Raw genomic sequence first — 26,400 nt, 5'->3', positions numbered from 1 at the left:
CTCAAACGAATCATCATTTTTGGCAGTTTGGGCAAAAATGGGTACTGCGACCCCCAAGCACAATGCGTTCAATGGGACGGCCGCATTCATAACATGGCTCTCCCGTGCGCCGAAAAACGGCCACCGCATTTTGCATATCTCCCTTGCTGCCATCTGGCTTCACGTACAGTTCAATGCTGGCCCCCTCGCGCTCAATGCCCATTTTGAGCACCTTTTGGATGGCACTGTGCAGGGCAGAAATTTCGTTTCTGTCCAAGGTGTTGGCCGGACGAGTGGGATGTAGCTTTGCGTAAAAGAGGGATTCATCGGCATAAATGTTGCCAACGCCTGCAATGAATTGTTGGTCTAGCAGCAATGGTTTTAGAATGCGGGTACGGCCGTTTAGTCGTTCAGTTAAAAGGGCTGGGGTAAAGGTCGGTTCTAGTGGTTCCGGGCCTAGCTTGCCCAATATTTCATTTGGGTCTTGTACCAAATACACTCGGCCAAATTTGCGAATGTCCCGAAAGCGTAGCTCTTGGCCATTGTCCAATTCAAAAACGGTATGCACATGCTTGTCGGCGGGTTCGTGGGCATCCTCAACTGCCAGATGGCCAGACATTTTCAGATGGGCGATTAAGGTTTCGCCGTGGGTGAGGCTGAAAACCAGGTATTTGGCACGGCGGTTGATGGCTTGTACTGTACAATTTTGAATGCGCGCTTGAAACTCGTCCAAGCCGGGGGTGCCAATGTGGCGCGGCCAATCATTGCGTACCCCGACGATGGTACGGCCGATTAAGGGCTGGCGCAATGCCCGGACGACGGTTTCGACTTCTGGTAGCTCTGGCATATTGTTTTCTCGTTGAATCCGCTGCCCATTATACCCTGAACGTGGCCGTTGCTCCATTGAGAACGGCCGTTTATCAGCGACAGTTTAGGGTCAAACGGCTTTTGACAAATCTCAAGCTGCTAAACTAAACTTGTCTCACAAATATTTCGTGGAGTTTTGGCCAATGTACCCAGAAGATCGCGTATTGGTGGCGTATGTGCCACACCCAAAAGATTTTGAAATTGTAAAAACAGATGGCTGGTATCGCATTCCCCAAAAACATGCGCCCAAAGGGCTTCATGCAGAATATTTTGCCTTTTACTTTGGGCGGCGATTTGGGCAAGAGAAATGGGCCATTCATTATTATGCGCCGCAGCTTGGCAATGAGCTGACCACCCGCCTGGCACTTTTTCCTGACCAGCCGGACCATCCGCGAGCGCAAGAGATGTATTACAAAGTGCAGCTTGGCCCGCTGCAAAAGTTGTCGCAGCCCATCATTAGCTTGCGCTGGCGGCGGATTACCTTTTTGCACAGCACCTGGGACAGATTCCAAGATGCAACCGAGATAAACGATCTTTTTGTCGATGGGGAGCCTTATGTCGATCGGCTGTACGCCACGCTTAAAGAGCAAGGTATTCAGGCTGAGCGTAACTATACCATTCGGGAGGAAGGGGCTGAGTATGTGCTGCCGCTAGTGGTTTTGTGTAAAAACGGCCGTATCGACCTCACTCAAGCCCAAATTCAGCAGAACCAAGGTGATCCGGCAAAACTTGCCCAGAAAATCGCCGATTCTGTTTCCGCTGCTGGAGGTCCAATCCTGTAACTGCCTTGCCAATGTAATAAAAATCTTAATAGTTGCAATTCACTATAAAGATATTGTTTGGCAATCCACAGTAAGTTTATTTTATAATGTGTAAAAGCCAAGAAGAATTTTGAGTTAGATTGAGCGCGAATTTGGCTTTTACTTGAGCAAACCACAAAGAAATCATGCTTCGCGATTCAAAACAGTTTCTGTGGTTTGCATGTAAACAAATGTATTTACACAGCATTGTAAGTGATATTGATGATGTACTGCCCAAGTCACCCTTTGTGCGAGACGGTGGCAGTTTGCTCATGATGGTTGGCCTGCCCGGCACCGGAAAATCTTCCGTGGTGGAAGGGTTGGCGCAATTTATGCCCTTTGTGGTTGTTAGCACAGATGGTATTCGGCTTCATCTACGCAATCAGCCGACCTATACCGCTGCCGAGATGATGCTCGTTTATGAAGTATGTTACGCCATCATCGAGTCTCGGCTGAGAGAAGGGCAGCGCGTCATTTTTGACGGGTCTAACTACCTGGCTGCCCGCCGCGAACATTTGATGAAGATAGGCAAACGCGCCGGTGCGCCAGTGGCTGTTTGCTACGTCCAGGCAGCCCAGGAAACGATTCGGGAGCGGCTTTTTAAGCGAAATAGTGGCCAGCGACGCAAAACCGATTTGTCAGATGCGGATTGGTCTGTGTATAAATGGATGGTGGAAGCTCAGGAACCTGTGGTGGGTGAGCATCTCATTTTGGATACGACCGATACGCCGCCCAATGTTTTGGCGGAAAAACTATTTTACTACTGGCTGAAGTGTGAAGAAACTGGCGCAAGCGACCCTGATATACAATCCTCTAGCTGGGCCCGCCAATTTAGCAGCGCCGATGGCCTTGGTCGCTGATCTGTGGCAAGCGCGTGGCTGGCGCGTTACTATCCAGCCGACCCAAGCCCCTGAACATGCAACTGAATTAGCTAAGCAAGCCTCCAAAGCTGGCTACCAGCTTGTCTTTGCTGCGGGCGGGGACGGTACGCTGGGGGAGGTTGCCAACGGCTTGGCAGGGACAGAAACGGTGATGGCTCCGCTGCCGGTTGGAACGGCTAATTCCTTTGCGCGGGAGCTAAACATGCCGCTGCCGCTATTTCGGGGCAGGCATCAGCTACTCAAAGGAGCCGATTTGTTGCTAAACGGCCGTATCCATCAAATGGACCTGGGCTACACAACCAACGGCAAGGGAAACGGCCGTTATTGGCTGCTGTGGTCGGGGGCAGGTGCCGATGGCTACCTGGTGGAGCATATTGAGCCGCGTCCTAAATGGTCTAAAAAGCTGGGGCGATTGGGCTATATGCTGCAAGGCATTGCCCTCTCGCGCAAAATTCCAGCCATTTCGGCTAAAGTGGAAATAGATGGCCGTACGTACGAAGATCATTACCTGCTGGCACTTGTTAGCAACTGTCGCCTTTACGCAGGCGGAGGCCTCACTATAAGCCCTGAGGCCAAGCTGGATGATGGTTTGTTTGAAGTATGGCTATTTCAGGGCGAGCGCATTTACAAAATGTTCCAGTACGGGGCACTGATGAAGGCAGGGCGGCGTGATTATCCGGGGATGGAGATGGTATACGGCCGTTCCATCACCATTCACACGACACCCACCATGCCTTGCCAAACAGACGGCGAACCGGGCGGTCACACCCCCATCACCTGCACCCTCAAGCCAGGAGCCTTGCGCCTCTTGGTGCCCGCCTCCGCCCCTAATGATCTCTTTGAGAAACCGGGAATCCCCCTTGGGCACTACTTCTCTGCATGAAATTGCAAGTGCCTCTTTACAAAACATGGACAATCATGTAATATATTGACAATACCATAACAAAATGCGGCGATCGTTCATTTGTAAGGAGCAAGTTCGTGGCTACAAACGTACAATCAAACAAAAAATTAACTGAAAATACAATGTTGACCAGCTCAAAAGCATTATGGGGTGGCATTATCTTTAGCTTCTTGTTCACTGGCCTCATCTGGCTGCTGCGTGGCGCAATTCCCCAAGTAGATTTTTTACCAGACACAGGGTTTGAGCATTATTATTGGAAGCTCCCAGAGCCAACCTTTTGGACACGCGCAACGGCGTGGAGTGGCTATTTATTGCACCAGGTGGCTATGTGGGGTCTCATTTACTATGCTCAAAAGAACAAAGCAAAATACACAAATGGTCTTCACCGTTTTAACATCATTGCGCTCGGTGTAAACGCCCTCTTCATCGCGCTGCACTTGCTCCAGACTATCTTTTTCTACGATGGTTTAGCGCAAGATGTATCTATTTTGAGCTCTCAGGGTTCGGTTATCCTCATGCTCGTGATGATTTTGCTGATGGAAAACCAACGCCGGGGCCTTTTCTTCGGCAAGAAAATTGGCTTCCTCAAGGAATCTGCGCGCGTTGCCAGAAAATATCATGGCTATATTTTTGCCTGGGCGGTCATTTATACCTTTTGGTATCACCCGATGGAATCTTCGCTGGGTCATTTGTTAGGCTTTATTTATACCTTCTTCCTCATGGTCCAGGGGAGCCTCATGTTCACTCGTGCGCACTTGAATAAGTGGTGGACATTTGTGCTGGAATTTTCTGTTCTGGTACACGGTACGCTTGTGGCGGTGCAAACCAACACGATGTGGCCGATGTTCTTCTTTGGCTTTGCCGCACTGTTTATAGTGACGCAAATGTATGGCTTGGGATTAAATAAGTATTGGCGTTGGGGTTTTATTGCCTCTTACATTGCTGGCGTTTTGGTTGTCTACAGTGGGCGTGGTTGGGAAAATGTGAATGAAATCGTTCGGATTCCGGTCATTGAATATTTGCTCGTTTTTGTACTCGCGCTCATCATTTGGTTAATTATGCGGATAGTCGGTTTGTTTACGGGTAGGACCAGTCGCCGCCTGAGGTCTCGCTCTGGTTCTGGAGCGGCTGCTGCCGGCGATTAGTGGCGACCCTTATCTTATATTTTACATAGCAAACGGCCGTTTCCCATCAATTTTGCCCGGGAACGGCCGTTTTTCTTTGCCTCTCCCTCACTCCCTGTTTGCCAAAAATATAATATTACGTAAACTTCACGCATGGACAGAATCGACTTTCGTTCCGATACGGTAAGCTGGCCAACCCCTGCTATGCGGCAGGCAATGGCTAACGCCCCCGTAGGGGATGATGTGTACGGTGAAGACCCTACGGTAAACAAGCTAGAAGCGTTGGCTGCTGAGATGGTAGGCAAAGAAGCAGGCTTGTTTATTGCTAGCGGCACGATGGGAAACTTAGCTGCTATTTTGGCGCACGGCCGTCGCGGTGATGGTGCAATTGTGGGGGAAGATTCGCACACCTATCGCGCCGAAGCTGGTGGCATGGCGGTTTTGGGTGGCATTATGCCGAATCCACTGCCAACGGATCAATACGGCCGTATGGATTTAGCAGCGGTCGAAGCGGCTATTTACCCGGACGACCCGCATTACCCCAGCAACCGCCTCATCCTCGTGGAAAACAGTTACGGTGCCAAAGGTGGCTACCCCATCGAGCCAAACTATTTCCAGCAAATACGCCACATTGCCACCAAAAATAAGCTGATTGTGCATATGGACGGGGCGCGGCTGTTTAATGCGGCTGTTGCTTTGAATCTGGACCCTAAAGAAATTACCCAACACGTTGATTCTGTCACCTTTTGTTTGAGCAAGGGGCTGTGTGCCCCGGTTGGCTCGGTGTTGTGTGGCTCGGCCGATTTCATTCAGCAGGCTCGCCGTGCCCGCAAGCTGGTAGGCGGGGCAATGCGCCAAGCGGGCGTGATGGCGGCTGCGGGTATTGTGGCCCTCACCGAGATGGTGGAGCGGCTGGCTGATGATCACGCTCATGCCAAAATGCTGGCCGAGGGTCTGGCAGAAATTCCTAACCTAAGCGTTCAACCTGAGCTGGTAAAGACCAATATGCTCTTTTTTGAGTTGGGTGAATCTTCTCCTGCAACACCCAACCAGTTTGTGCAGCGGCTGCGCGACGAGGCCAACATTTGGCTGTCGGGTGGCTATTCGCGCCGCTTCCGGGCCGTGACGCATTACTGGATTCAAGCAGCGGATGTGGAGTTGTTTGTCAAGAGTGCGCGCGCCATTTTGCAGTAGGAGGGAAGATGTCTAACACGCTGATCGGTCATACGATAAACGGCCGTTACCGGCTGGAATCCTTGCTGGGCGATGGCGGCATGGGTACGGTTTACCGTGCCTACGATGTAAATTTGGATCGGCAGGTGGCACTTAAGCTGATGCATTCCCACTTTGCCCGCCAGGAAGAGTTCCGGGCTCGCCTTATCCAGGAAGCCCGCACTGCTGCCCAACTGGATCATCCCTCTGTCGTACAAATCTACGACTTCGGCGACTCGCCCGAAGGGCTGTTTATCGCCATGGAATTTGTAAACGGCGGTAGCCTGCGGGATCATTTGCGGCGGCTGCAGCGGATGCGAAAATTTTTGCCGCTGGCGCAAAGCCTCCAAATTGGTGCCCAAATTGCAGAAGCACTTGACTACGCTTACCGACGCGGCATTGTGCATCGAGATATTAAGCCCGGCAATATCATGCTCAAGCGGCTCAACCGCCCCGACGAGCCGGACGAACAGCCTTTCCGCGCCCTGCTCACCGATTTTGGCCTAGTGAAGCTGCAAGAAGGCTCGCAATTGACCCAAAGCGGCACCACGCTTGGTACACCCACCTATATGTCTCCTGAACAGTGCAAGGGCGATCCGCTAGACGGCCGTGCCGATTTATACGCACTCGGTGTGGTATTGTACGAGCTATTTACCAACCGACTGCCGTTTGAATTCAAAACGCTATCCGATGCCATTGCGGTGCATTCCCGTGGCGAGATGCCCACGCCTGCTCGCGAAATCCGCAGCGATATTCCGGCCATTATTGACACCGTTTTAGTGCGCTCGCTGGCCAAAGAGCCAGATGATCGGTATGCCGATGGGGCCGAGATGGCCGATGCGTTGCGCAGTGCGATGGTGGCTCTGGAAGGCGCACCTACGCAGATTATGCTCCGCGAGGAGATGAATATTTTAGAACGGGTGGCCGAACCGCCACCAGGGCACGAACTCATAATCAATACGCCCGGTCACCCGCCCAGCACTGTGCCACTGACGCAAGCAGTCATCACGCTAGGTCGCCACGCTGACAATGAGATTGTGCTGCCCGCCGAGGGCGTGTCGCGCCATCATTCACGGTTGCAAGCAACGGCACTGGGCTGGGAACTGGTTGATCTCGGCGGCATCAACGGCACGTTTTTGAACGATCGCCGCCTGCGAGCAGAAGACCCCACACCAGTTGCGCCTGGTTCGCGCATTCGCATTGGCCCTTACGAACTAACGCTACAGGGGCCGGAGATTGCCGTTTTTGAGCAAGAAGAACCGACCTACCAGCAGGAACGGCCGTCTATGGGTGGGACGACCCCGCAAATGACACCGACCCAAATTGCCACATCTGAACCGCTGGGGCTTTTCTTGCCCACCGATCAGATCACGGCTGATCCGGGTCAGCAGGTGCAATTTAAGGTTGAAGTGGTCAACCGCAGCCCAGTGGATGACCGCGTGAGCGTGCGGGTTCATGGCCTGCCCGGTAATTGGGCCACGCCACCTGGTGAGTTTCGCAATCTGCCTGCTGGGGAGACTATTCAGCTCACCATCACTATTCGGCCGCCCAAGCACCGCAGCACGCCAACTGGACGGCAGCGGTTCCGCATTGAGCTGGTTTCGCAGCAGCATCCAGATGCCAAGGCTGGCACCTCTGCTTCGCTGATTATCGGCACCTTTGTGGCTTTTGAAGCCAATATGGAACCAAACCAGGTGCGATTGCCGGGCAGCGTGACGGTGTCGGTACACAATACCGGGAATGCCCCCGGCGATTTCAGCGTGGTGGCGCGCGATCGGCAAGGCGGTTTGCGCTTCAAAGGGGAGCGGGGTCGGATTCGATTGCAGCCGGGGCAGGTTGCCAATGTAGAATTGGCGTTAGAAGCGGAACGCTCTAGCTGGATGGGCAGCGGTGAGCTGTATCCATTTGAGGTGGCTGTGGCTTCGGCCGCAGGCGGTCGTCAAACAATGTCTGGCGAAGCGCAGGCTGGCTCTGCCATTCCTCCCTGGCTGATGTATGCTTTCATTTTCCTTGTGACTTTTGCTTGCTTCATCGGCTTTTTAGCCCTGGTGTTCGGGGAAAATGGCTTTTTTGGTCGCACGGGGGCGACGGCAACGGTGGCTGTAGACGTGGCTGGGACGGAAACGGCCGTTGCTGCCAGCAATTTCCAAACGGTTACGGCCATTGCGGCGACGGCTGCCATTGAAGGTGATGCCGATGGCGACGGACTGAGCAACGCTCAGGAGACTAACATCGTGCAAACAGACCCCAACAACCCCGATACCGATGGGGACGGCTTGAACGATGGCATTGAAGCGTTGGAACTTGGCACGAATCCCAATTCAGCCGATACAGATTCAGATTTGATTCCTGATGGTCAGGAAGTAAATCAGTACGGCACGAACCCACTGCTGGCCGATAGTGATGGGGATGGTGTGAATGACGTGGTGGAAATTTCGCAGGGCACCGACCCGTTGGCGACGCCGATTGTGACCGAAACGCCATCGGCAACATCCACCCCAGGGACACCCACTGCTACGGTAACGCCATCCAACACGCCACAGCCGTCCACCACGCCAACGTTCACCCATACGCCGACGGTGACCAACACACCGCCACCTTCCTCTACGCCGACCCACACGGCAACGGCGACCAGTTCACCTACGCCGACCATCACACCGACGGCAACCAATACGCCAACTATCACACCAACAGCAACCAATACGCCGCTGCCAAACCCGCAGTTGAGCTGTATTGCCACCCCGCCAATCATCGACGGCATTTTTAACCCGGCTGAATGGACAGGCGCGCCGCTGATCGAATTCTTCCCGCCTGACAACAACAGTGATTTGGTACAGGTCTACTTTGTGCGAGACGCAACGAATTTGTACCTGGCCTTCCTCATCAACGATCCTACGGTCGATCAGTCCGACGCGATGCGACTTTATTTTGACACCACCGGGAATCGAGGCGACCCGGATACGGCCGATCGCTTCTTCTTTGTGGTGCGAGACGGTACGGCGCAGGTACAGGCTGGCATTGGTTCCAACAGTGATGGCAACGCCTGGGATACAAATTACAGCAGCAGCAACTGGACGGCCGCAATTGGGGAACAGACTGGCCAGTGGGTGATAGAAATGCAAATTGATGCCTCGGCAGAAATGGCCTCGCTAGCCAATCCATTTGGCATGATGATGCAAGTGTTGTTCATTGGTGATTTGGCCGTTTGGCCAGAAGGTGGCGGCTCTAACAACCCGGACACCTGGCAATTTGTGGATAACGTTAGCTGCGAATAAAGAATTTGTAGCTTTCCCTACGGTTGGGAATAGTTTGAGTGATACAATCAAAACATGCGATTTCTCCCAGCAAGTCGCATGTTTTATTTGATCAAATAAGACAAAGGACAAAGATTGATGCTAGATTTTACCCCGGTTCGCAATAAAGAGATGAGCTATGCCGAACTTGTCGCCGATTTGACGGTGGCCGATTTGCGGGATTTGACGAACGAAATTATTGATTACCAGCTTGGCCTGTTGGCAGATTGTACGGATGCTGATGTGGTATTTGAACCAAATGACCCAGAGGCCAACGATCCCTATGCTGAAGATGAGGCGGATACGGATTTGGCCTGGAATTTGGGACATTTGATTGTGCACGTAACGGCTTCTTCGGAGGAAGGGGCGGCGTTGGCAGCGGAGATGGCCAGGGGCGTGGTGCGAGACGGCCGTTCCCGCAGTGAAGTTCCTTGGCAAACCGTAAAAACCGTGGCGCAATGCCGCCAGCGGCTAGAAGAAAGCCGACGGATGCGGCTGGCCAGCCTGGAGATGTGGCCGGATGAACCGTACCTGGACAATGTGAAAATGAGCGAGCGGCTGGGCCGGATTGATGCCTACGTGCGGTTTGTGTATGGTTATAGCCATGATCAGGGGCACCTGGCCCAAATTGAGAGAGTGATTGCCCAGGCCAAAGCTGCGCGTGGTGCGTAGGGTGCTGAGAACGCCTAGGGATGAAATCACGCTGGTTGGTGTTGACCCGGGATTTGGGGATTGAAGATGATGCCGCTGCAAATGTTTGGGAGAGATTGGCGGCAGCGCATGGGGCAGACGGCCGTTTCTACCACAATCTAACGCACATCGAATACACGCTGGACGTGGCGGAGCAGTTGCGCGAAGTAGCCGTGGACTTTACGGCCGTTCAGCTTGCCATCTGGTTCCATGATGTGGTGTACGACCCGCGCCGCAGCGATAACGAAGCCGAAAGTGCTGCTTTTGCCGAGCGTGTTTTACGGCCGTTGGGCGTGCCAGATGAAATGCTGGCCAAAGTGCGCCAGCTGATTCTGGCGACAAAAACGCACGAAACGGCCGTTGCCGATCTTGACGTTTGGGTGATGCTGGATGCCGATTTGGCAATTCTGAGCGCACCGTCGGAGCAGTACGACGCTTATGCTCAAGCCATCCGGCAGGAGTACAGCTTTGTGCCGGATGAGGCGTATGGGGTGGGGCGAACGGCCGTTTTGCAAAAATTCTTGGCGCGATCACCGTTCTATTTTACAGAGCAAATGCAGGAATGGGGGGATACGGCCGTTGCTGCCAATTTAACCCGTGAACTCACCCAGCTTGGGGCTAACTAACGCATTAGAGCGGATCAAAGGCGGCTTCAAACTGGGCAAAAAAGGCTGTTGCCTGGTCGGGGGAGCCAGTGAGGATTGTCAGTTCCCCGTTGGCCAGCGCATCGGCGACGGTGATGTAGCCGACAATGAGACCCATGTAAACGGCCGTTTCCGCCAGCAAAACCAGTTCTCCCTGCGGCCATGTGCCAAAGCCCAGAGCCGTCATCTGCCCATCTTCGATGGCGCAGTGGAACACATCATGTTGGGTGCGAAATTCTGCCGCACCGCTGTAGCTGCCGACGGGTTCTCGCTTGAAGAATTTGCTCAATGCGCCCATCGTGGAGCTGGCTGGGACAAACTGGTCTTTGTCTGGGGGATAGCGTAAAAAGTCCACGCCCAGGTTGGTGAGGGCGCGGATGATGGGGGTGAGGCTGGTACGGCCGTATGCCGTCAATTCATACACCGAAGAGGCAGCAGGTGGCGGCAGTTTGCACTGTTGGATCAAATTGGCTGCTTCCATCTCCTTCAAGCGCTGGGCCAATAAGTTTGTTCCCAGCCCCGGCGTGCCGCGCAGAATATCGGTGTAGCGACGCTCCCCAAACAGCAGTTCCCGCACAATCATCAAGGTCCAGCGTTCCCCAATGAGGTCCAAAGAAGCGGATAAAGCACAAACCTGATTGTATTTTCGCTTGTTCATGTGCCAAAGTATAGCCTCCTTGTTGCTGAAAAACAATTCTGGTAGCGAATAAAAATGAAAAAACAAGTATTTGCTTTAATTAAATATAGTAAATACAATTGGGAAAATTTATTCGCTAGGAGGCAGGTATGAAATTTCATCTAAAGGATTTGTCGCTACATTACTGTGTTGAGGGGGAGGGCGTGCCAGTTCTGATGCTACACGGCCGTCCCACTGACCATGAAGCGATGGTCGCGGCCTTTGAGCCGATTTACGGCACGCGCACTGGCTTTCAGCGTATTTACGTAGACCTGCCGGGGATGGGTTTGACGCGTGGCGGTAGCTGGATCAATAGCAATGATGACGTGCTGGAGGTGATGCTGGCTTTTGTGAATGAGGTGATTGGGGAACGGCCGTTCCTGCTCACAGGTTTTTCGTATGGTGGCTACATCGCGCGCGGCATTTTGCACAAGCGGCCTGGGCAGGTGGCAGGGATGCTGCTGCTGGTTCCAGCAATGGGTCGTGGAGCCGAACGCTTGCTGCCAGAACATCGCATTTTTGGTCAGGACACCGCCCACTTTGCCCAATACCCCCAGCCCTTTGCCGATATGTTTGCTTCGATTTTGGTGGTTCATGAAGAAGCGGTCATTGCCCGCCAAGGGGAGATTTTGGGGGGCTTGCAAAAAGCAGACCAGGCAAAGATGGCACTCTTGGGCGAGAATTACCAATTTTCTTTTCAGGTCGATGAATTGCCGGAGCCATATGAAAAACCTGTTTTGATTGTGACGGGCAAATTCGATTCGGTGACGGGGTATGAGCAGGCAGGTGAGCTAGCGAAACGTTACCCACGTGCTACCTACATTGTGCTGGATCGGGCAGGGCATGGGGCGCATATGGAGCAGCCCGTATTGTTCAATTTGCTAACGCATGAATGGCTAGATCGCGTGGAGGAATCCTTGAGAAGTTGAGGGCTGATTACGGCCGTACTGCCATCCTCCTCCTCTGTTGTAAAAAATAGAGTGGTGGAACGGCCGTTTTCATTGTTTACAAAATTTGGTCCGTGCGGGTATCGCGGGTGAGGTAGACCCAGCGGCGGCAGCCGTAGGTGTGGAACCACGCTTCGCGCCGTGGCCCTTCTGGGTTGTTATGCATGAAGGCCCGGTCAATGTCCCGCACGTCTGGGTCGGTGATGCTCTCCGGCACGTCAAAGATTTCACCAAAAGCAAATTCTTCAAGCGGCCGTTTGCCGCAGTGTGGGCAAGGGATTTGGATGCTCATTTTTCCTCTCAGTATTCAGTTTTCAGAGCGTCAGTAATCAGTAGGGTATTACCGAAAACTGATTACTGACCTACTGATTACAGTTAATGTGTTCCCGCCGAACCGCGATCCGCCATCGTGCGGTCTTTGGCGAAGCGATCCAGGCTGAATGGTGCAATTAGCTCCGGTATTTGGCCGGTGGCGATGAGTTGGGCCATCTGCTCACCGCCTGCCGGGATGGCCTTGAAGCCCCAGGTGCCCCAGCCGGTGGTGATAACAAAGCCATCGACCCCGGTGAAACCCATGATGGGCGAATAATCCGGGCTCATGTCACAGACGCCGGTCCATTGGCGCAAAACGCGCAGTTGGCGCATGAAGGGCAGCAGCGTCATGGCGCGGAAGGCGCAGCCCTGCAAAAAGTGATACCCAGAACGGTAAGAGTAGCTCGGCTGGCGATCAATTTCGGCACCCATCAGCATCTCGCCCCGTGCCGTTTGCGACACGTAAAAGAGCAGGCTACTGGAAAAGACAATAGGGTCAAAAGTGCGCTCGTAATGGTTGGTGACGAATGCTTGCAGCGGGTGGGTGCGAATAGGCAACCGCAGCCCGGCCATCGCCGCCAGGCTGGTTACATGCCCCCCAACGGCACTCATCACAATGTTGGCGTGCATGGGGCCTTTGTTGGTTTCCACGCCAATTACTTTGTCACCAGATTGAATGAGGCCGGTAACGGCCGTTCTTTGGTGAATATGCACCCCGCGTTTCATGGCCCCTTCGGCCAAGGCCCAGTTTACCCGGTCATGGCGGGCGGTGGCACCCTCTGGATGGTAAGACCCGCCCATGACAGGCCAAACGCCGCCGCCAGAAATGTCTAGCTCTGGGCAGATTTCTTTGATTTGTTGGGGGGTGACGTACTCTGTTTTGGCTCCGAAAGCAGTGTTGATTTCCGCGCGGGCTTTTTCGGCACGAACGGCCGTTTCGCTGTGGGCCATCCACAAAATCCCTTTCTGCTTGTGCATGATCCACCGCTCGGTTTCTTCTTCGAGCTTGGCGTACAGATCGACGCTGCGCTGATAAAAGCGCACCGCCTCCGGGATGCCGTAGTTGGAGCGAATGACGGTGGTGTTGCGGCCAGAATTGCCCCCGCCGATATATTTTCGCTCCAAAACAGCGACGTTGGTGATGTTGTGCCGCGTCGCCAGGTAGTACGCCGTCGCCAGCCCATGCCCGCCCCCGCCGATGATAATCACGTCGTAACTTTTCTTCGGCTCATGCCATTTGAAGTTGACTAATTTTTCTTGGAATTCGTTCATGGTAGTTTTTAATCTTTCATCCGTTCAGCAAAATCGTGGGCGTAGGGAGCGGGGACAATGAACAAAATCTGGTCTTCCTCTAGCCACAGCTTGGTAGGAATATCAGCGACGGCTCCTTGAGCAAATGTGGGACGGCCGTTTGGAATCTCCCACTCACAATTTCGCGCCAAAAACTCAGCTGCTTTGTCTGCGGGCAGCCACGTTCCGGCGAAACCACCCTCGCGGACGAGAATAGCATGTGGATCGTGCGCCAGGATGATGTTCTCATCTTGCAGCGGTGGGGTGATAAATAGCTCGTCGGCAGCAAAGCGGAGCGCGAGGGAGCTTTGGGGCACATCGGCACTGTCTAGCGCGTTGGGGTTTGCCACGATGCGCGTGGCGGCAATGCGTTTAAGCTCTGGCACGGCGAGCCTCCTTATCGTAAAAGGGTAGTGGGACGCGTCGGGCGATACGGCCGTCTATCGTCACCGCCTCTGGTAAATTGCCATTAAACGTGTAGAGCCAGCCCAGCATCACCACCTTGCCCAGCACCGGAGAGTACGCGCTGGAGGTTACGTATCCGGCATACGCGCCATCGTGCCAGATGACGGCCCCTTCGATGGGAGCCGGGCCGTCGGGCAGTTCCAGCCCAACCAGCATTTTGTCCAGTGGGATTTTGTTGGTGCGGCCCACGGCGTGGCGACCAATAAATTGTGGCTTGTCCAGCCGCACTGCCCAATCGTGGTGAATGCGGCGGGGTGTGGAGTCGAAATCGGTGTCTTGTCCGACAATGACATGCCCTTTTTCCAGCCGCAGGCGGAGGAGTGTATCCATGCCGTGCGGCCGTATGCCAAGTGGTTGCCCCAGTTCCAGCAGCGTGCGCCACAGCTTTACCGAATGTTCAGCCGGATGGTGGAGTTCGTAAGAAAGTTCGCCCGTGAAGCTGAGGCGGAAAATGTGGCAAGGCACGCTTGCCACGTCTCCTTTTTGGTGGCCCAGCCAGCCCGGCAGATTAGCTATCCCTGCCTTTTCCAATAGTTGTCTGGTCAATGGCCCAGTGACGTTGATTGCGCCCAGCGACATCGTTTGGTTCAAAATGTGAACATCCAGGCTCCAACTGCTGGCCCAGTCGCGCAGCCACATCTCGGAATGGTTGACGCCGCTGCTGGTGAAGGTGAGCGTGTAGCGGGTGTCGCTCTCTTTGCAGATCATGCCGTCGTCGAAGACGTAGCCACGCTCATTGAGCAGGAGAACGTAGCGGGAACGGCCGTCTTTAATCGTGGCAACCTTGGTGGGATACAGACGCTCCAAAAATGGCAGTGCATCGGGGCCGGAGACGATCATTTTGCCCAGCGTGCTCACGTCCATAATAGAAACGGCTTCTCGCACGGCCCAATATTCGCCGTCCGGGTCGCCGTAGGTCCACGGTCGCCACCAGCCGCCGCTGCGCTCCATCTGCGCCCCCAGGCGGCGGTGTTCACCATCAAGCGCGGTGCGCGGGGTGGCGTGATGATGTGCGCCTGCGGCAACTTCGCCAATGGTTATCTGCCGGATGACGGGGCGGGCCGTGAATGAGGGCTGCAACGTCTTCCCTTTTTTCTGCAAAAAGCTGCGTAAATAAGGCAGGCAAACAGAGCCTTGGCAGGTGCCGGTGCCAGCCAGCGTGGCGCGCTTAACAAGCTCCATCTCGTGGAACCCTTGGTCCCAAACCGCCTCCAAATCCGCCACGGAGACGCCTTCGCACGGGCAAACCATCCCCTCGCTGGGGCAGGTGGGAATATCCGAATCCCTCGCCGCGTCGCCGACGGCGCGGACAGGCAAGCCGTGCCCCATCCGCAGCAGGGCGTTGCGGGGATGCAGGCCAAGACCGAGAACGGCCGTATCGCACGCATACCTCCGTTCCTGTCCATCTTTGGTTTGGGTGATGACGGTGTGGAGACGGCCGTTTGCCCCCTCAAAGCGAATCAATTCACCTTCAGCTAATTCGCAATCCACGCCGACAGGGGGCGTACCCACGGCTACCATTCGTCCCAAATCAAGACCCGCCTGAGCCAGCTTCTCCGCCGCTCGGCTGGTGAGAAGCCCCGCCAGTTCAGACCCTGGCACGATGGGCATGATTTCTGCTGCGCCCGTGGCCACAATGATTTCATCATGGGCGTGAACGCGCAGTGTTTCAGTCTCGGTGTGGGCAACCACCAGTGGGCCATCGTAAATGCCAATTGCTTCCTGGCCGTTAGCCGCTTCCAGCACAATCACGCGCTTACCAGCGGCTTCTGCTGCAGCAACGGCCGTTTGCCCCGATTCACCCCCGCCAATGACAGCCACATCGCAAAACAGGTTGCGGGCTGGCACGGTGGGCATGGCGCGATCTTCTTCTGGCAGGGGGGGATACTTTTGCAGATGATGCCGCTGGACAACCACGCCCGGTTTGGCCGCTGTTTGGCAAGTGCGCACGTAGCTGACGCCATCCACCGTGGCCAGGCAGTTGTTGCAGTCGCCACCCAGGCACAAGCAGCCACCCCCCGTCGGCTGAACGCCCGCCCGCAGCATCGCGATCAGCAGAGAGTCACCGGGTTCGTAAGGATACGGCCGTTCGTCTACTATCAGTCGCATATGTTGTTCCTTCAAGTTGGGTTGGGCTTATAGCTTGGCGCGTATCTTACCACTTTTAGGATGAGGGCGCGATGGCTTTATGCTTTACTTCTTTTGTACTGTTGCCAGTGTCCCATCATGTCTTTTTGAATTTGCTGATGAAAATGGCCTGCGTAGACGTGAGTATATTTAACAAACCATTACTCAAGGGAGATTGATGGTAGCGGTAGGTGGAGACACTAACCGTAGCTATGAAAAATATTTCCTGTTTGAAGCCTCACTAAAAGTAAGGGATGGGGTACCTTGGAGCTAAGCTGGACAAGTAAGTTTGTGATTCAGTATTATTCTCCACGAATAGCTTGACTGACACTAGTAAACATCTTTTGAATTGCTGAAGATCTCAGGATCAACGTTAGTAAAAGTGCAACAATAAAGCCAAATCCCATTGTAGCAAGGGGGTGATTATCAAAGGGTCTCATGAGAAGCGTGATAGCTGCAATGCCTAATGAAAAGCCAACACTACAAAGAAAAACTGTTAAAAAATCTCGATTTACTACGCTGATTCGATATAAAAAGATAAAGCAAATTAGGTAGCTCAAAATTTCGTAAGTCCATACTTTTCCCAGTCCAGGGATACGCATCAGTTCATTTTCTAATAGGGAAATTGATATAAAAGTAACCAACATCCCAATTAGAATTGTTGCAGGAAATAGAGTTACTATCTTGCTAGGGGTAAATTTTCTCAAAGATTTAGGCAAAAGAGAATTATTATTTTCGAGATTGATCCGTGTAAGTGTAACTAAATAGAGTAGGGCTAAACACAAAACCGTACCAACAATTATTGTGCCTGTGGAAATTTGAAATGAATTTGCCAATTGGTCGCCGAATATCCCGGCAATGAACACAACTAACAGTTCTAAAAAAATAAAAAAAGTGTAAATTTTCTTGTTTCGTCCCGGTTTTGGCTTTTGTTCTTCGTTCATTGATGGGTTTCTCTAGATACGAGTGATTGGTTAATAAATAAAGGGTTCAGGGTATGTAGAATAAATAAGACCTAGAGGATTAAAGATTCCCTCAAAATACTGGCTTAAGTCAGTATATTATTTTGGACGTTTTTTGGCAATCTAAGAGACAAATCTGGGTGTGATCTTTTTCTGTGTGTGACCACGAGAGCATACACAGGAGCTTGTCGGCTTAGAGCCAAGCTATCCACAATTTTTAACCGCATCCGATAAATCTACATCTAGCTACATATCACTTTCAAAAATAGGGGACAAAATGGATGGGAACAGGGAGATCCAAGCGTAAACAACGCTCAATCCAGTCCCAGCCCAAACGAAAATAACTTTTGTCCCGACGACTCTTATGGTCAAGCAAATGACGAAACCCGCGTTTCACAACCCAACTGCCCAAAGTGATGACCCAAACAAAGGTCAAACAAACGGCCAAAACCAAGCGAGAAATGCGGTCGCAATCATTAAGATGAGTCGCTTCCAAATCAAACCCATGACCTTTCATGTCACCATACATTTCTTCAATCCACATCCGCATTTTGTAATAACGAATCAGTTGGCCGACAGAAGGGTGGTTGCTAAGAAGATACCAAGAGTCTTCTTCGCCTTGCTCCCAGTGCAAAACCAAGAAATACCAGCCTACATCATAGCTGGCGGTGACGCGCACCCAGCCAATAGCGCGGGTTTCGCCTTCTTCTATTGGCAATTGACTCAACTTCACCCATGGCTGTCCTTGCCAACGCACTTGGGTACGGCCGTTTTGTCGAATGACAAACGACCAACCTTGACGACGCAACCAGCTAGCCAGGTGAATCGATTCAAAGCCAGCATCTCCCATGACCCACACCTGCGCTCTGGCTGGCAGCAGCGTTTGGACATACTTGAACAACTTCAACTGCTCCTCAAGACCAACATGCCCTTTTCGGCCTTTGTGGATACTCCAAACCAGGGGCAGTGTTCGTTTTTTGTAGGCCATGCCAATCATCATCATCCGAAAATGAAAGCCAACTTTCGTGCAATCAATCACCAAGCGAATGTCTCGTCCAGCAAAGGAGCGTACCAACTGTTGCGCCAATGGATGATACCAATCTCGAACATGGAGATGCTTATTATTCAAAAAGCGGCGCAAGCGGTTGGTCAGGCTTGGTATTTTTCCCGGCAACGGCCATTTCCGCACCACCAAAGGCAGGTTGACTGCCCCACTCAACTGCAAGCCCAACATCAGCAACGCCATATTTCGCAATCGCGTTATCCGTTCTTTTGGCAACCATTGGCAAAGTTGGGTCAACGTTTTATGATAGGTTTGAAGGTTGTTTGGCATCATTTACTCCTTGATATGTTTGTTCGTCAAAACAATTTTATCGGAGTTGATGCCCAACCTTCTTTTTTTAATGTTCAAAGTGATATGTAGCTAGAATCTACATTAGTCACAAGCTTTCTTGAAAAATGCCAAACTTCAATAGCTGGCGTTTTGCTAAAAAAGGCTGTTTTTGTTCGTATCTTAGCAACGGCAGCGAGATAGTTGTGTAGCCACCAATATCGCTGTGTTGGAGGGTAAATTTTGTGACGCCGCTTAGTAGACCAGTAAGAGTCATATTTAGTAGTGCCCTACTTTTCTTATCGGGCAAAATACTAATACAGTACACTCAGGGCGGCGGGTGTTCTAGTGGCTGGGTTGGCCTTTGCTTTCGTTTAGGGTGAGGATCTGAGGGACATGGTGCCAAGATAGAAGGTTTGTAAGGGGATACGGCCGTTCTATCGGTGCAGTGTTTTGGCGATGGTGTTCATGGTTTCTGGATCGAGCATTTCATTGGAGGGCTTTGGCGGATTGCTCAACTTGTGCCGCCGTTCGAAAGCCAACGACGGGAATGGTGATTTTATGCCGCGCCCACAGCCAGGCTAGCGCACCCTGTACCATTGTTCGCCCGCCGCTGGTGAGGAGCGGCCGTACCAACAATTTTCTGATTTTTATGGGGCAAAATACCAGTTCAAAACGCGTAGGGCGCGTAGGGTGTTCCAGCGGCTGGGCTGGCCTTCGCGTTCGCTCAGGTTGATGGGCATGGTGCCAGGGTAGAAGGTTTCGAGTGGGAAACGGCCGTTCTCATCCTGCTTGGACTGCACCAACTCAATCGCGTCAGCCAGGCGAGCATCGGGGGAAATGTTGGCGCGGCACAGATAGTCTAGGCCGCGCAGCACGTCGTAATGCCACCAGGTGGGGAACGCGAAGCTGGTAAAAGCTGCTCCTCCCTTGCGGTCTTGCCGTATCACCTCGCCCGTGGAGTGTCGCTTGAAGAGGTGGCGTTCTAGCAAATATTCCTGCCCGCGCAGGCGGGATTCCGTTATGGCAGGATTGCTGCCGCCAGTCAGTTCATATTCTAGCAATGCCTCCAGCACGCAAATAGTGGTGTTAAACGACGAGCGGGTCGAGCCGTTTTCCGCTTCGCAGTTCCAGCCGCCATCGGGCAGCTGTTCGGTGAGCAAACGGTCAATAATGCGCTGGATGTCCTGGCCGAAGTAAGCACCGCTGGCTCCCACTTGCCCGTTGATGCACGGCTCTACCTCGCCAGCGAAAAAGGGATTGCCGACAAAATCGAGGCCGCGCCAGTTGCCGTCCCAATCCCAGCCGCGCCACCGTACGTTATCGTGCACCAACCCTACAGCCCGCTGCGCTGCGTCGCTAGCTGGGTCAAGACCGAACAGCCGCAGCAGCGTCAAAACGTGCATGGTGGAATTCCAGCTCTGATTGAAAGCCACGCCTGCCCAAGAGCCATCAGCTCCCTGCTGGGCAAGCAGCTGTGCCCCCCAGCCCTCGGTGGCCACCTTGGCGCGTTCAGCCACGACGACCTCGTCTGGTGCGTCGGTTAGGCCACGCAGCACCTGCCAGCGGATTGCAGGATCAGAATCCAGCAGCCAGTTGATTAGGATAGGGTCTTGCTGTTGGGGAGCGTTTACGGCCATTTATGACTTCCTCTGCTTTCGGTGGGTTACTTGCGTTGGTGATAGGTGAGTGCCAACTGGATGCAGTCGCGCAGGGCGGTAGTGGGTAAGGGAGCGTGGGCATCCAGAATAAGGGCGCGACTCCCTTCGTACGTGAGGTGGGGGTGCCGCTGGCGGTAAGTGGCGATGAGGCTGGTTTGGCAATGGACAAACAGGGCAATTTGCCCTTGGTTGACGTTGTAGGCATCCAGCCGAATGGTGGTGCCGCTTTTCGGTTTCACGGTTAGGTAGCTGGGCTGCCCCCATTTGAGGATTTCTACAATGTTGCCAACGCCGGGGGTGGCAACGGCCGTTTCCAACAATAACGCCCTCAACTCCCACAATTTGTCGCGGATGGGTTGGGGGTAGCGGTTGAAAACGGCCGTCACTTCTATGAATGGTTCAAGATTGGATTTATTGTTCATGAACTCATGTTAACAACGGTTGTTGCCATCTTCTGTCAGGATTAAATGCTAGCTTTCAGATTTACGCGAGCGGCGACCAATCAAAATCCCAGCCCCAACCAGTCCGCCCACTAAGGCCGCACCGCCCAGGCCCACCAGCAGACCATTGTTAAATCCTTCATCTTGCTGGTTCGTTGCCGGACGGCCGCCATCATCATCGTCGTCAGTGGCGCTGCTGCTGTTGTTGCCGAACAGCGTCGTCAAGATGCCGCCACCTGCTTCCCGTTCGCAATCATACTGCCCGCGCGTGTTAGAGAGATCATGAATGTTGAACACATTGGGGCGGTCTTCATAGCGGAAGACGGGGTCTATCGTCATCTCTTCGGGCGAGATGACCGTGTTGAGGCGGGTGAGATAGCTGTGCTTGCTGGACAGCTCTTGCAGCAGCGGATCGCTAAATGCTAGCTCGCTAGTGGGTGCAGCATACTCCGTGATGAATGCCTGGCCGTTCATTTCGTCTGCTTTTTCCCCCATGAGCGTGCGGTAATTGTGCCCGCCGAAGGTGAAAAAGGTGATTTCGTCGTCGTCAATCTCAAAATGGCCGTAATTGTCGGGAACAGCTTGCTGTTCGGCGAAGAACCAGGTGAGGACGGCCATGTCTGGATTAGCGGCAACGGCCGTTAACCGCAGCGGAATCATTGGATTTTCTGAGGGATAGGTCACTTTGATCGGCTGAATATCCTGCACGCCAAACTCTGGCTGAAGCCGCATCGCCATGAACACAAAATCTTCTTCCACGTACACATTAATCAGGGGAATCATCGGGTCTTCGACCACGTATTGGTTATCGCGCAGCCAGTTGACCAGCGCATCAGGGTCTTCTGAGCCAACAACCACAAATTGGTACGGGCCGACTTCCCCTTCACTAAACACCTCAACCCCGCCGCCATCTTCGGCCGCTTCAGACATCACCACCATCTCATCCAGAGCACAGTCGGGCAAGGGCGGGGGGATGAATTGGGGATTGGTCATGGTTTCCAGCTCAGTGAAGGCGGTAACGGCCGTTTCTGGCACCTCCACAGCATCCGCTTCAATCGGCACGGGGATGGGCAAAATCCAGCTAAAATCAATGTCAAAACCGGTGTACTGAATTTGGATAATGGCGGAAATCGTGCCGTCCCCATTGTCGGTGAAGATGATACGCTCTGCGTTTTGGTCGATGGGGTTGGCCAGGCAAAAAAGTCCGCCACAGGCACGCGCAGGCTGGGCAATAGCCAACAGGCCGAGCAGCAGAGTAAATGGCAGCAGCAGGATGAAGAATCGTTTCAATCGCATAATTGCCTCCTGATATTGGTTGTGCAAACGGGAAGGTCTTCGAGTTCAGAGGCGATTATACCATTTAATTTTGCGACGAATTTACACGAATTGTCACGAATTAGTCCGTATTTCGCGAGAATTCGAGCAAATTCGCTGCTTATTATTAAATACGTTTGGCGATTTCAGTTTCCAGCAAATCGATCATCTGGCCAACCATGTTATGGTCGTAAGCAAATTGAGCGTTTGCGGTTTGGTAGAGGTCAGGCAAGGTTTGGGTGCCGCCTTGTGCCAGAGCCAGCCGATAATCTTCCACCGCTTTTGCCTGATTTTGCATAGCGTTACGCCAAATTTGCAAGGCACCAAGCTGCGCCAGACCGTACTCGATGTAATAAAAAGGAGCGCGGAAAATGTGCTGCTTCCGGTGCCAGCCAGTTACCAACACATCCTCAAAGCCGCTAAAATCAATTTGGGGAAGATATGTTTGCCAAAGCACATGCCATTTGGCGTCGGCGTTCTCAGTAATGATGGCTTCATCAATATTCAGGTAGGCCCAATGTTGGAAGGCATCCACCACGGCCATGTAAGGCCAGAAGAGGATAATTTTTTCCAGGTGGGTGACAAACCAGCTGTCAGCATCTTCCTGGGTGAAGAAGCCTTCGCTGTTTTTTGTGATGTACGGCACGGTGAGCAGCTCCATCGCCATTGAAGCAACTTCGTTAAACTCCATTGGCGAGCCTTTTTGGGGCAGATAGGGGAGTTTGTTGCGCTCGAAGTTGTGGAAGGCGTGGCCAGCTTCGTGGAAAAGCGTGCGGATGTCTGAGCCAGTGCCGGTGCTGTTCATGAAGATAAACGGCCGTTCCGATGCCGGATAGTTGGTACAGTACGCCCCCGGTGCTTTGCCTTTGCGATTAGGCATGTCTAGCAAATTTTCTCGGTGCATAATGTCAAAATAATCACCCAAAATTGGGTCTACCTGGCGGAAAATGGTGGCGGAGGTTTGGATAAGTTCTTCACTGTTGCTGAACGGCTTCAGGGCAGGTAGCGCATACAAATAAGCATCTGCCCGCACGTCCCACGGGCGCAAGGTTTCCACACCCAGCTTTTGCCGATACCGCTCGTACACGCGGCTAGCAGCCGGAACCACCACATCGGCAATCGCCTGGTGAAATATGGCCGCATCGTCTGGCGTGTAGTCGAACCGCTTCTTTTGTTGCCAGGTATAGGCGCGGAAGTCAGAGAAGCCCGCGTTTTGGGCGATTTGGTGCCGTTGGGGCAGTAGCTCTGCCCATAGTTCGTTGAGTGCTTGGCGATCTTGCAGGCGGCGTTCCGCACTGAGCCGCCAGCCACGTTCGCGCAGGTTGCGGTCTGGGTCTTCCAGCTTGGTGGCAAGTTGGGTAAGCGTTAACTCTTCACCTTCCCAGGTGACAGATTGTGAGCCAATGATGCGATTATATAGTTGGCCGCGCTTCATCTGTTCGGTAATGAGCGGCAGGTTTTCAACTGTGAACAGCTCTGCATCGGCACGCATGTTGCGCAGGGGAATTTCCAGCCCATCTGGTTCTAGTCCGCTTTCCAAGAGACGTTTTTCCAACTGATTTTCCGCTATCTGTGCTTGGGGAAATATTTCATCCAGATATTGGTTCATAGTGGCTTCAGCTGCTTCATTGTGGGTGTCTTGGGTGGTGGCCACGCGTCGCCGCGCACCCATTTCTTGCCGCAGCTGCGTGATCTGGCTCCAGTCAGCTAGCCATTGATAAACCGTTTCGCTGGTCAACGGCCGTTGCTGCAACTCAGCATAAAAGGGGGCCATTTGCTCCCAGGTCCAGCCGTCAAATTCTTCAATTGTTGTGGGTAAGTGGTTAAACATACACGCTCCATATGGGAATTTAGGGTGTTCAGGATATAGCGGGGTTCAACTGATTTTTGCACCGAATTTACCCGAATTAACGCCAATTTTCGTGTCAATTAGATGCGAACCCCATGAAAGCTCAAAGAACCGGAATTTATTAAAAACATTGATAATTGCAAACAACGCCCCAAGAAATAGACACGATTTGGGGACGGCCGTCACAATCTGTCCGGGCCTGTTGGTGACATCGGGAAATTCCTGTCGCCGAAACGAGGAAGATGAATAGCAAAACGGCCGTTGCTATCAGTAAGAAATGACGCCGAAACCATTTTAAGATCATTTTTCTGTCACCACCTACAAACAGCCTGTAAAATCTGGCTGTTTAACTGAAATTGATCATTTAAATTAATTCAAATGACGGAAATGATAAAAAGAAAAATGTGGATTGTCAAGTTAAATATTGCCCATTCGGCAATAACATTTGGAGCAATTAGGAATCTATAGGGAGTGCTTCGCCGAAGGAACGGCCGTACCAGAGCAAGAAAATTAGCAGCCCAAATGGCCCAGTCATCAGCGTAAATAAAAGGGCAAGGACGCGTAACCAGCTGGGCGCATTGAAGCGGCGGCATTGGCGGAATATCCACGCACCCGTGAATAGATCAAGCGCCAGCATGTGCGCCCAGCCCGCCAAAGCGCCATGCGGGCTGCTCAGTCCGGTGCGTACGCCTTCCAAGCTCATGATGTCTAGCTTCACCTTGCCACTGCTGCTTTGGTCTTGCCGTACCGCGTTGATAATGGCCAAGACATAATGCGCCGCAGCGATGCCCAACACGCTGCTGGAGCGGCTGGCCCGCTCAGTGAGGGCGTGGTTGGGGGCAAACATCATGGCTAGCCAAAGCGGCATGGGGAAAGTATTGAGGTATTTGAAGAATGTTTCCATCGGTTACTCCGCAAGTTTAGATAATCAAAGATTTCGCAGATTTGAATGATCCTCCGGGAGGTTTTGCTAATTTGTAAGGCCGCAGACCAAACCTCCCGGAGGTTGATGTTAACTGTTTTATGAAACAAAGTATTTACCAGATTTTCTTAATCTTTTTAATCTGTTGACAAGAATTATCGTTAGGATTTAGCCGTATTCGGTTGTGATAGATTGGGTTGCCAAAGGCGAAACGGCCGTTTCAACCGACTCATTCTTGCCACCAACGCTGCCACCCGCATCCCACCTAACGTTACGCCAGCCGTCGATTGGCCGGGAAAGATGGAATCACCCACCAGCCACACATTTTCGATGCCAGTAGATGGCCCCCGCGCTTGCAAGATCGATTTCTGGGGAAAGCCACCGACCATGCCAGACGGCCGTCGCGTGTAAAACTGAAAGGTTACCGGCGTACCCGGCAAGCAAAGCGTGATGGCATTCCGCAGACCGGGCAGGGCCAGCTCGGCCGCGTTTAGCAAACGTTCGGTGTACGCATCGCGGCGGGCGTGGTAGGCTGCTTTGTCGCCGTGGCGCAGCTGCCACCAGGGCGCAATTGCCGTGTGGGTGGAGAGGGTAATGGCTCCTTGCCCTGCTGGGGCGCGTTTGCCATCGTCTGGGTCAGACATGGAGACAAAAACAGAATTACCTTCGCCCAACGGCCGTTCCGCATCCACAATAATTTGGTGATGACTGGCGTTGGCTGAGGACAGCTTGGCGGCATCCACGCCCAAATACAAGGTAAATGCGCCCCAAGTAGCTTCTCGCTGCTGCACTTCGCGGGCTAGCCTGGCGGGGGCATTGTCACCCAGCAAATCCCGCAAGGCCCAGGGGGTGAGGTTGGCTAAAATGTTGTCTGCTTCCAGATACAGACCCTTTTTGGTGCGGACGGCTTTGGCACGGCCGTTTTCTATTTCAATCTGCGTTACCTGTTGCCGAAACAAAACTTCGCCGCCATTTTGCCGAATCCAGTTCACCAATGTGTCTGCTAAGGCCCCAATGCCACCCTGCACGTGGTTCACGCCGCGCCGGGGCAAATCCAGTGCCGCGCTGCCGTAAAGCGCGTTGGCCTGATCGCTGGTGGTTTGGGCCGAGATGAGCAGTTGGGCATCTACAAAAGCGCGAAAAAGCGGATCGTCTGTAGACATGAGGCTACCTATCGTACGCAGCAGGTAGGGCAGGGAGCGCAAAGTTTTGGGGCAGACGGCGCGGGCCAGGGTATAAATATCGTGTAGCGATTCTGGTGGCCAAGGAAACGGCCGTGACGACACGTCCCAGGAAACATCCGCCAGCGTTTCTAGCGTTTGCCAAAATGGTTCGGTGCCGGGGAAGGCAGCTTGCCGCTCAGCTTGCCACTGTTGCGGGTCGGTCCATTGAGTGACGGAACGGCCGTCTGGCAAATGCACCACCCAGGCGGGATTAACGGGGTGGATGGGCCAAGTGAGGCCGAGGGCTTCCGCCACGCGGGCGTGCGGGCCACCAGGCGCAAAGCCACCAGCCAACGTGGCACCCGCATCGAAGCGGAACTTCTTATGGTAGAAGGTGCCAGCGCAGCCACCAGGGTAAACGTGTGCCTCCAGCACAGTTACACGATGCCCCGCTTTGAGCAGCAGTACCCCAGCTGTCAGCCCGCCAATGCCTGCACCGATGACGAGGGTGTGGGGAGGTGAAGTAGTCATAGTTTTAGTTGATGGTG

At 53.2% G+C, this 26,400-nt stretch carries 23 protein-coding genes and 1 pseudogene; 9 read left to right on the top strand and 15 right to left on the bottom strand.

The annotated features are described in order from the left end of the window. Positions 1-13: 13 nt before the first annotated feature. Positions 14-826 carry a bifunctional DNA-formamidopyrimidine glycosylase/DNA-(apurinic or apyrimidinic site) lyase gene (gene mutM / locus ACOQPU_RS08225; RefSeq protein ID WP_420644643.1) on the bottom strand — a complete coding sequence of 271 codons (813 nt, stop codon included), beginning with the start codon at positions 824-826 and terminating at the stop codon, positions 14-16. Between the two features lie 163 nt (positions 827-989). On the opposite strand from mutM, the gene ACOQPU_RS08220 reads away from it, so the two are divergent. The 8 genes from ACOQPU_RS08220 to ACOQPU_RS08185 all read left to right on the top strand — a co-directional run bounded on the left by ACOQPU_RS08220 (position 990) and on the right by ACOQPU_RS08185 (position 10,376). Further along, positions 990-1,628, top strand: a complete 639-nt coding sequence (locus tag ACOQPU_RS08220) for a hypothetical protein (RefSeq protein ID WP_420644642.1) — start codon at positions 990-992, stop codon at positions 1,626-1,628. A gap of 209 nt (positions 1,629-1,837) precedes the next feature. Then, the gene (locus ACOQPU_RS08215; protein ID WP_420644641.1) at positions 1,838-2,506 is read left to right on the top strand and encodes an AAA family ATPase; all 669 of its coding nucleotides are present in this window, start codon (positions 1,838-1,840) and stop codon (positions 2,504-2,506) included. Then, on the top strand, positions 2,490-3,410 hold the full coding sequence (locus ACOQPU_RS08210) for a diacylglycerol/lipid kinase family protein (protein ID WP_420644640.1): 921 nt from the start codon (positions 2,490-2,492) through the stop codon (positions 3,408-3,410). Before ACOQPU_RS08215 ends, ACOQPU_RS08210 begins: the two co-directional genes overlap by 17 nt. A 143-nt stretch (positions 3,411-3,553) precedes the next feature. Next, positions 3,554-4,576 carry a hypothetical protein gene (locus ACOQPU_RS08205; RefSeq protein ID WP_420644639.1) on the top strand — a complete coding sequence of 341 codons (1,023 nt, stop codon included), beginning with the start codon at positions 3,554-3,556 and terminating at the stop codon, positions 4,574-4,576. Positions 4,577-4,708: 132 nt separating this feature from the next. After that, positions 4,709-5,749 (top strand): low-specificity L-threonine aldolase, encoded by a 1,041-nt coding sequence (gene ltaE, locus ACOQPU_RS08200; RefSeq protein WP_420644638.1) that lies wholly within the window; start codon positions 4,709-4,711, stop codon positions 5,747-5,749. An 8-nt stretch (positions 5,750-5,757) separates the two neighbouring features. Next, on the top strand, positions 5,758-9,042 hold the full coding sequence (locus ACOQPU_RS08195) for a protein kinase domain-containing protein (RefSeq protein WP_420644637.1): 3,285 nt from the start codon (positions 5,758-5,760) through the stop codon (positions 9,040-9,042). A 117-nt stretch (positions 9,043-9,159) separates the two neighbouring features. Beyond that, complete coding sequence (locus ACOQPU_RS08190) at positions 9,160-9,732, top strand: DinB family protein (RefSeq protein WP_420644636.1); 573 nt, start codon at positions 9,160-9,162, stop codon at positions 9,730-9,732. Between the two features lie 20 nt (positions 9,733-9,752). Next, positions 9,753-10,376 carry a hypothetical protein gene (locus ACOQPU_RS08185; RefSeq protein ID WP_420644635.1) on the top strand — a complete coding sequence of 208 codons (624 nt, stop codon included), beginning with the start codon at positions 9,753-9,755 and terminating at the stop codon, positions 10,374-10,376. A 4-nt stretch (positions 10,377-10,380) separates the two neighbouring features. On the opposite strand, the gene ACOQPU_RS08180 is transcribed toward ACOQPU_RS08185, so the two are convergent. After that, complete coding sequence (locus ACOQPU_RS08180) at positions 10,381-11,052, bottom strand: winged helix-turn-helix transcriptional regulator (protein WP_420644634.1); 672 nt, start codon at positions 11,050-11,052, stop codon at positions 10,381-10,383. A gap of 128 nt (positions 11,053-11,180) precedes the next feature. Here ACOQPU_RS08180 and ACOQPU_RS08175 point away from each other — a divergent pair, with 128 nt between their 5' ends. Next, positions 11,181-11,999, top strand: a complete 819-nt coding sequence (locus tag ACOQPU_RS08175) for an alpha/beta fold hydrolase (RefSeq protein WP_420644633.1) — start codon at positions 11,181-11,183, stop codon at positions 11,997-11,999. A 76-nt stretch (positions 12,000-12,075) separates the two neighbouring features. Here ACOQPU_RS08175 and ACOQPU_RS08170 read toward each other — a convergent pair whose 3' ends face one another. The 13 genes and pseudogenes from ACOQPU_RS08170 to ACOQPU_RS08110 form a co-directional block, all read right to left on the bottom strand. Then, positions 12,076-12,309, bottom strand: a complete 234-nt coding sequence (locus ACOQPU_RS08170) for a sarcosine oxidase subunit delta (RefSeq protein ID WP_420644632.1) — start codon at positions 12,307-12,309, stop codon at positions 12,076-12,078. 83 nt (positions 12,310-12,392) lie between these two features. Then, complete coding sequence (locus ACOQPU_RS08165; RefSeq protein WP_420644631.1) at positions 12,393-13,601, bottom strand: FAD-dependent oxidoreductase; 1,209 nt, start codon at positions 13,599-13,601, stop codon at positions 12,393-12,395. An 8-nt stretch (positions 13,602-13,609) separates the two neighbouring features. Next, positions 13,610-14,005, bottom strand: coding sequence for a hypothetical protein (locus ACOQPU_RS08160; RefSeq protein ID WP_420644630.1), 396 nt, complete (start codon positions 14,003-14,005; stop codon positions 13,610-13,612). Next, entirely contained in the window at positions 13,992-16,193 is a 2,202-nt protein-coding gene (locus ACOQPU_RS08155) for a glycine cleavage T C-terminal barrel domain-containing protein (RefSeq protein WP_420644629.1), read from the bottom strand. The genes ACOQPU_RS08160 and ACOQPU_RS08155 overlap by 14 nt, the downstream gene beginning before the upstream one ends. Positions 16,194-16,513: 320 nt before the next feature. Continuing rightward, positions 16,514-17,155, bottom strand: coding sequence for a hypothetical protein (locus ACOQPU_RS08150; RefSeq protein ID WP_420644628.1), 642 nt, complete (start codon positions 17,153-17,155; stop codon positions 16,514-16,516). Between the two features lie 277 nt (positions 17,156-17,432). Then, positions 17,433-18,509, bottom strand: coding sequence for an IS4 family transposase (locus ACOQPU_RS08145; RefSeq protein WP_420640550.1), 1,077 nt, complete (start codon positions 18,507-18,509; stop codon positions 17,433-17,435). Between the two features lie 483 nt (positions 18,510-18,992). Then, positions 18,993-19,136: pseudogene (locus ACOQPU_RS08140) on the bottom strand (aldo/keto reductase); the annotation flags it as partial. Positions 19,137-19,153: 17 nt separating this feature from the next. Beyond that, positions 19,154-20,143: a hypothetical protein gene (locus tag ACOQPU_RS08135; RefSeq protein ID WP_420644627.1), complete on the bottom strand. Its 990-nt coding sequence runs from the start codon at positions 20,141-20,143 to the stop codon at positions 19,154-19,156. A 26-nt stretch (positions 20,144-20,169) separates the two neighbouring features. Then, the gene (locus tag ACOQPU_RS08130) at positions 20,170-20,586 is read right to left on the bottom strand and encodes a DUF1801 domain-containing protein (protein WP_420644626.1); all 417 of its coding nucleotides are present in this window, start codon (positions 20,584-20,586) and stop codon (positions 20,170-20,172) included. Between the two features lie 48 nt (positions 20,587-20,634). Continuing rightward, a complete protein-coding gene (locus ACOQPU_RS08125; protein ID WP_420644625.1) occupies positions 20,635-21,900 on the bottom strand; it encodes a DUF2330 domain-containing protein in 1,266 nt (421 codons plus the stop codon). Positions 21,901-22,045: 145 nt separating this feature from the next. Further along, positions 22,046-23,749, bottom strand: a complete 1,704-nt coding sequence (locus tag ACOQPU_RS08120; protein WP_420644624.1) for a M3 family oligoendopeptidase — start codon at positions 23,747-23,749, stop codon at positions 22,046-22,048. A gap of 472 nt (positions 23,750-24,221) precedes the next feature. After that, positions 24,222-24,671: an ABA4-like family protein gene (locus ACOQPU_RS08115; protein ID WP_420644623.1), complete on the bottom strand. Its 450-nt coding sequence runs from the start codon at positions 24,669-24,671 to the stop codon at positions 24,222-24,224. Positions 24,672-24,850: 179 nt separating this feature from the next. After that, on the bottom strand, positions 24,851-26,383 hold the full coding sequence (locus tag ACOQPU_RS08110) for an FAD-dependent oxidoreductase (RefSeq protein ID WP_420644622.1): 1,533 nt from the start codon (positions 26,381-26,383) through the stop codon (positions 24,851-24,853). Positions 26,384-26,400 lie beyond the last annotated feature (17 nt).

It is taken from the genome of Candidatus Leptofilum sp., assembly GCF_965223285.1.
In the GTDB taxonomy this organism is placed as follows: domain Bacteria; phylum Chloroflexota; class Anaerolineae; order Promineifilales; family Promineifilaceae; genus Leptofilum.
Note: the sequence above shows the minus strand (reverse complement) of the source record. Positions and strands in the feature narration are given on the sequence as shown.

What these genes read in the sequence shown, in the direction of transcription:
- mutM (WP_420644643.1), bottom strand. Translation starts at nt 826, where the DNA reads ATGCCAGAGCTACCAGAAGTCGAAACCGTCGTCCGGGCATTGCGCCAG.
- ACOQPU_RS08220 (WP_420644642.1), top strand. Translation starts at nt 990, where the DNA reads ATGTACCCAGAAGATCGCGTATTGGTGGCGTATGTGCCACACCCAAAA.
- ACOQPU_RS08215 (WP_420644641.1), top strand. Translation starts at nt 1,838, where the DNA reads ATGTATTTACACAGCATTGTAAGTGATATTGATGATGTACTGCCCAAG.
- ACOQPU_RS08210 (WP_420644640.1), top strand. Translation starts at nt 2,490, where the DNA reads ATGGCCTTGGTCGCTGATCTGTGGCAAGCGCGTGGCTGGCGCGTTACT.
- ACOQPU_RS08205 (WP_420644639.1), top strand. Translation starts at nt 3,554, where the DNA reads ATGTTGACCAGCTCAAAAGCATTATGGGGTGGCATTATCTTTAGCTTC.
- ltaE (WP_420644638.1), top strand. Translation starts at nt 4,709, where the DNA reads ATGGACAGAATCGACTTTCGTTCCGATACGGTAAGCTGGCCAACCCCT.
- ACOQPU_RS08195 (WP_420644637.1), top strand. Translation starts at nt 5,758, where the DNA reads ATGTCTAACACGCTGATCGGTCATACGATAAACGGCCGTTACCGGCTG.
- ACOQPU_RS08190 (WP_420644636.1), top strand. Translation starts at nt 9,160, where the DNA reads ATGCTAGATTTTACCCCGGTTCGCAATAAAGAGATGAGCTATGCCGAA.
- ACOQPU_RS08185 (WP_420644635.1), top strand. Translation starts at nt 9,753, where the DNA reads ATGAAATCACGCTGGTTGGTGTTGACCCGGGATTTGGGGATTGAAGAT.
- ACOQPU_RS08180 (WP_420644634.1), bottom strand. Translation starts at nt 11,052, where the DNA reads ATGAACAAGCGAAAATACAATCAGGTTTGTGCTTTATCCGCTTCTTTG.
- ACOQPU_RS08175 (WP_420644633.1), top strand. Translation starts at nt 11,181, where the DNA reads ATGAAATTTCATCTAAAGGATTTGTCGCTACATTACTGTGTTGAGGGG.
- ACOQPU_RS08170 (WP_420644632.1), bottom strand. Translation starts at nt 12,309, where the DNA reads ATGAGCATCCAAATCCCTTGCCCACACTGCGGCAAACGGCCGCTTGAA.
- ACOQPU_RS08165 (WP_420644631.1), bottom strand. Translation starts at nt 13,601, where the DNA reads ATGAACGAATTCCAAGAAAAATTAGTCAACTTCAAATGGCATGAGCCG.
- ACOQPU_RS08155 (WP_420644629.1), bottom strand. Translation starts at nt 16,193, where the DNA reads ATGCGACTGATAGTAGACGAACGGCCGTATCCTTACGAACCCGGTGAC.
- ACOQPU_RS08150 (WP_420644628.1), bottom strand. Translation starts at nt 17,155, where the DNA reads ATGAACGAAGAACAAAAGCCAAAACCGGGACGAAACAAGAAAATTTAC.
- ACOQPU_RS08145 (WP_420640550.1), bottom strand. Translation starts at nt 18,509, where the DNA reads ATGATGCCAAACAACCTTCAAACCTATCATAAAACGTTGACCCAACTT.
- ACOQPU_RS08135 (WP_420644627.1), bottom strand. Translation starts at nt 20,143, where the DNA reads ATGGCCGTAAACGCTCCCCAACAGCAAGACCCTATCCTAATCAACTGG.
- ACOQPU_RS08130 (WP_420644626.1), bottom strand. Translation starts at nt 20,586, where the DNA reads ATGAACAATAAATCCAATCTTGAACCATTCATAGAAGTGACGGCCGTT.
- ACOQPU_RS08125 (WP_420644625.1), bottom strand. Translation starts at nt 21,900, where the DNA reads ATGCGATTGAAACGATTCTTCATCCTGCTGCTGCCATTTACTCTGCTG.
- ACOQPU_RS08120 (WP_420644624.1), bottom strand. Translation starts at nt 23,749, where the DNA reads ATGTTTAACCACTTACCCACAACAATTGAAGAATTTGACGGCTGGACC.
- ACOQPU_RS08115 (WP_420644623.1), bottom strand. Translation starts at nt 24,671, where the DNA reads ATGGAAACATTCTTCAAATACCTCAATACTTTCCCCATGCCGCTTTGG.
- ACOQPU_RS08110 (WP_420644622.1), bottom strand. Translation starts at nt 26,383, where the DNA reads ATGACTACTTCACCTCCCCACACCCTCGTCATCGGTGCAGGCATTGGC.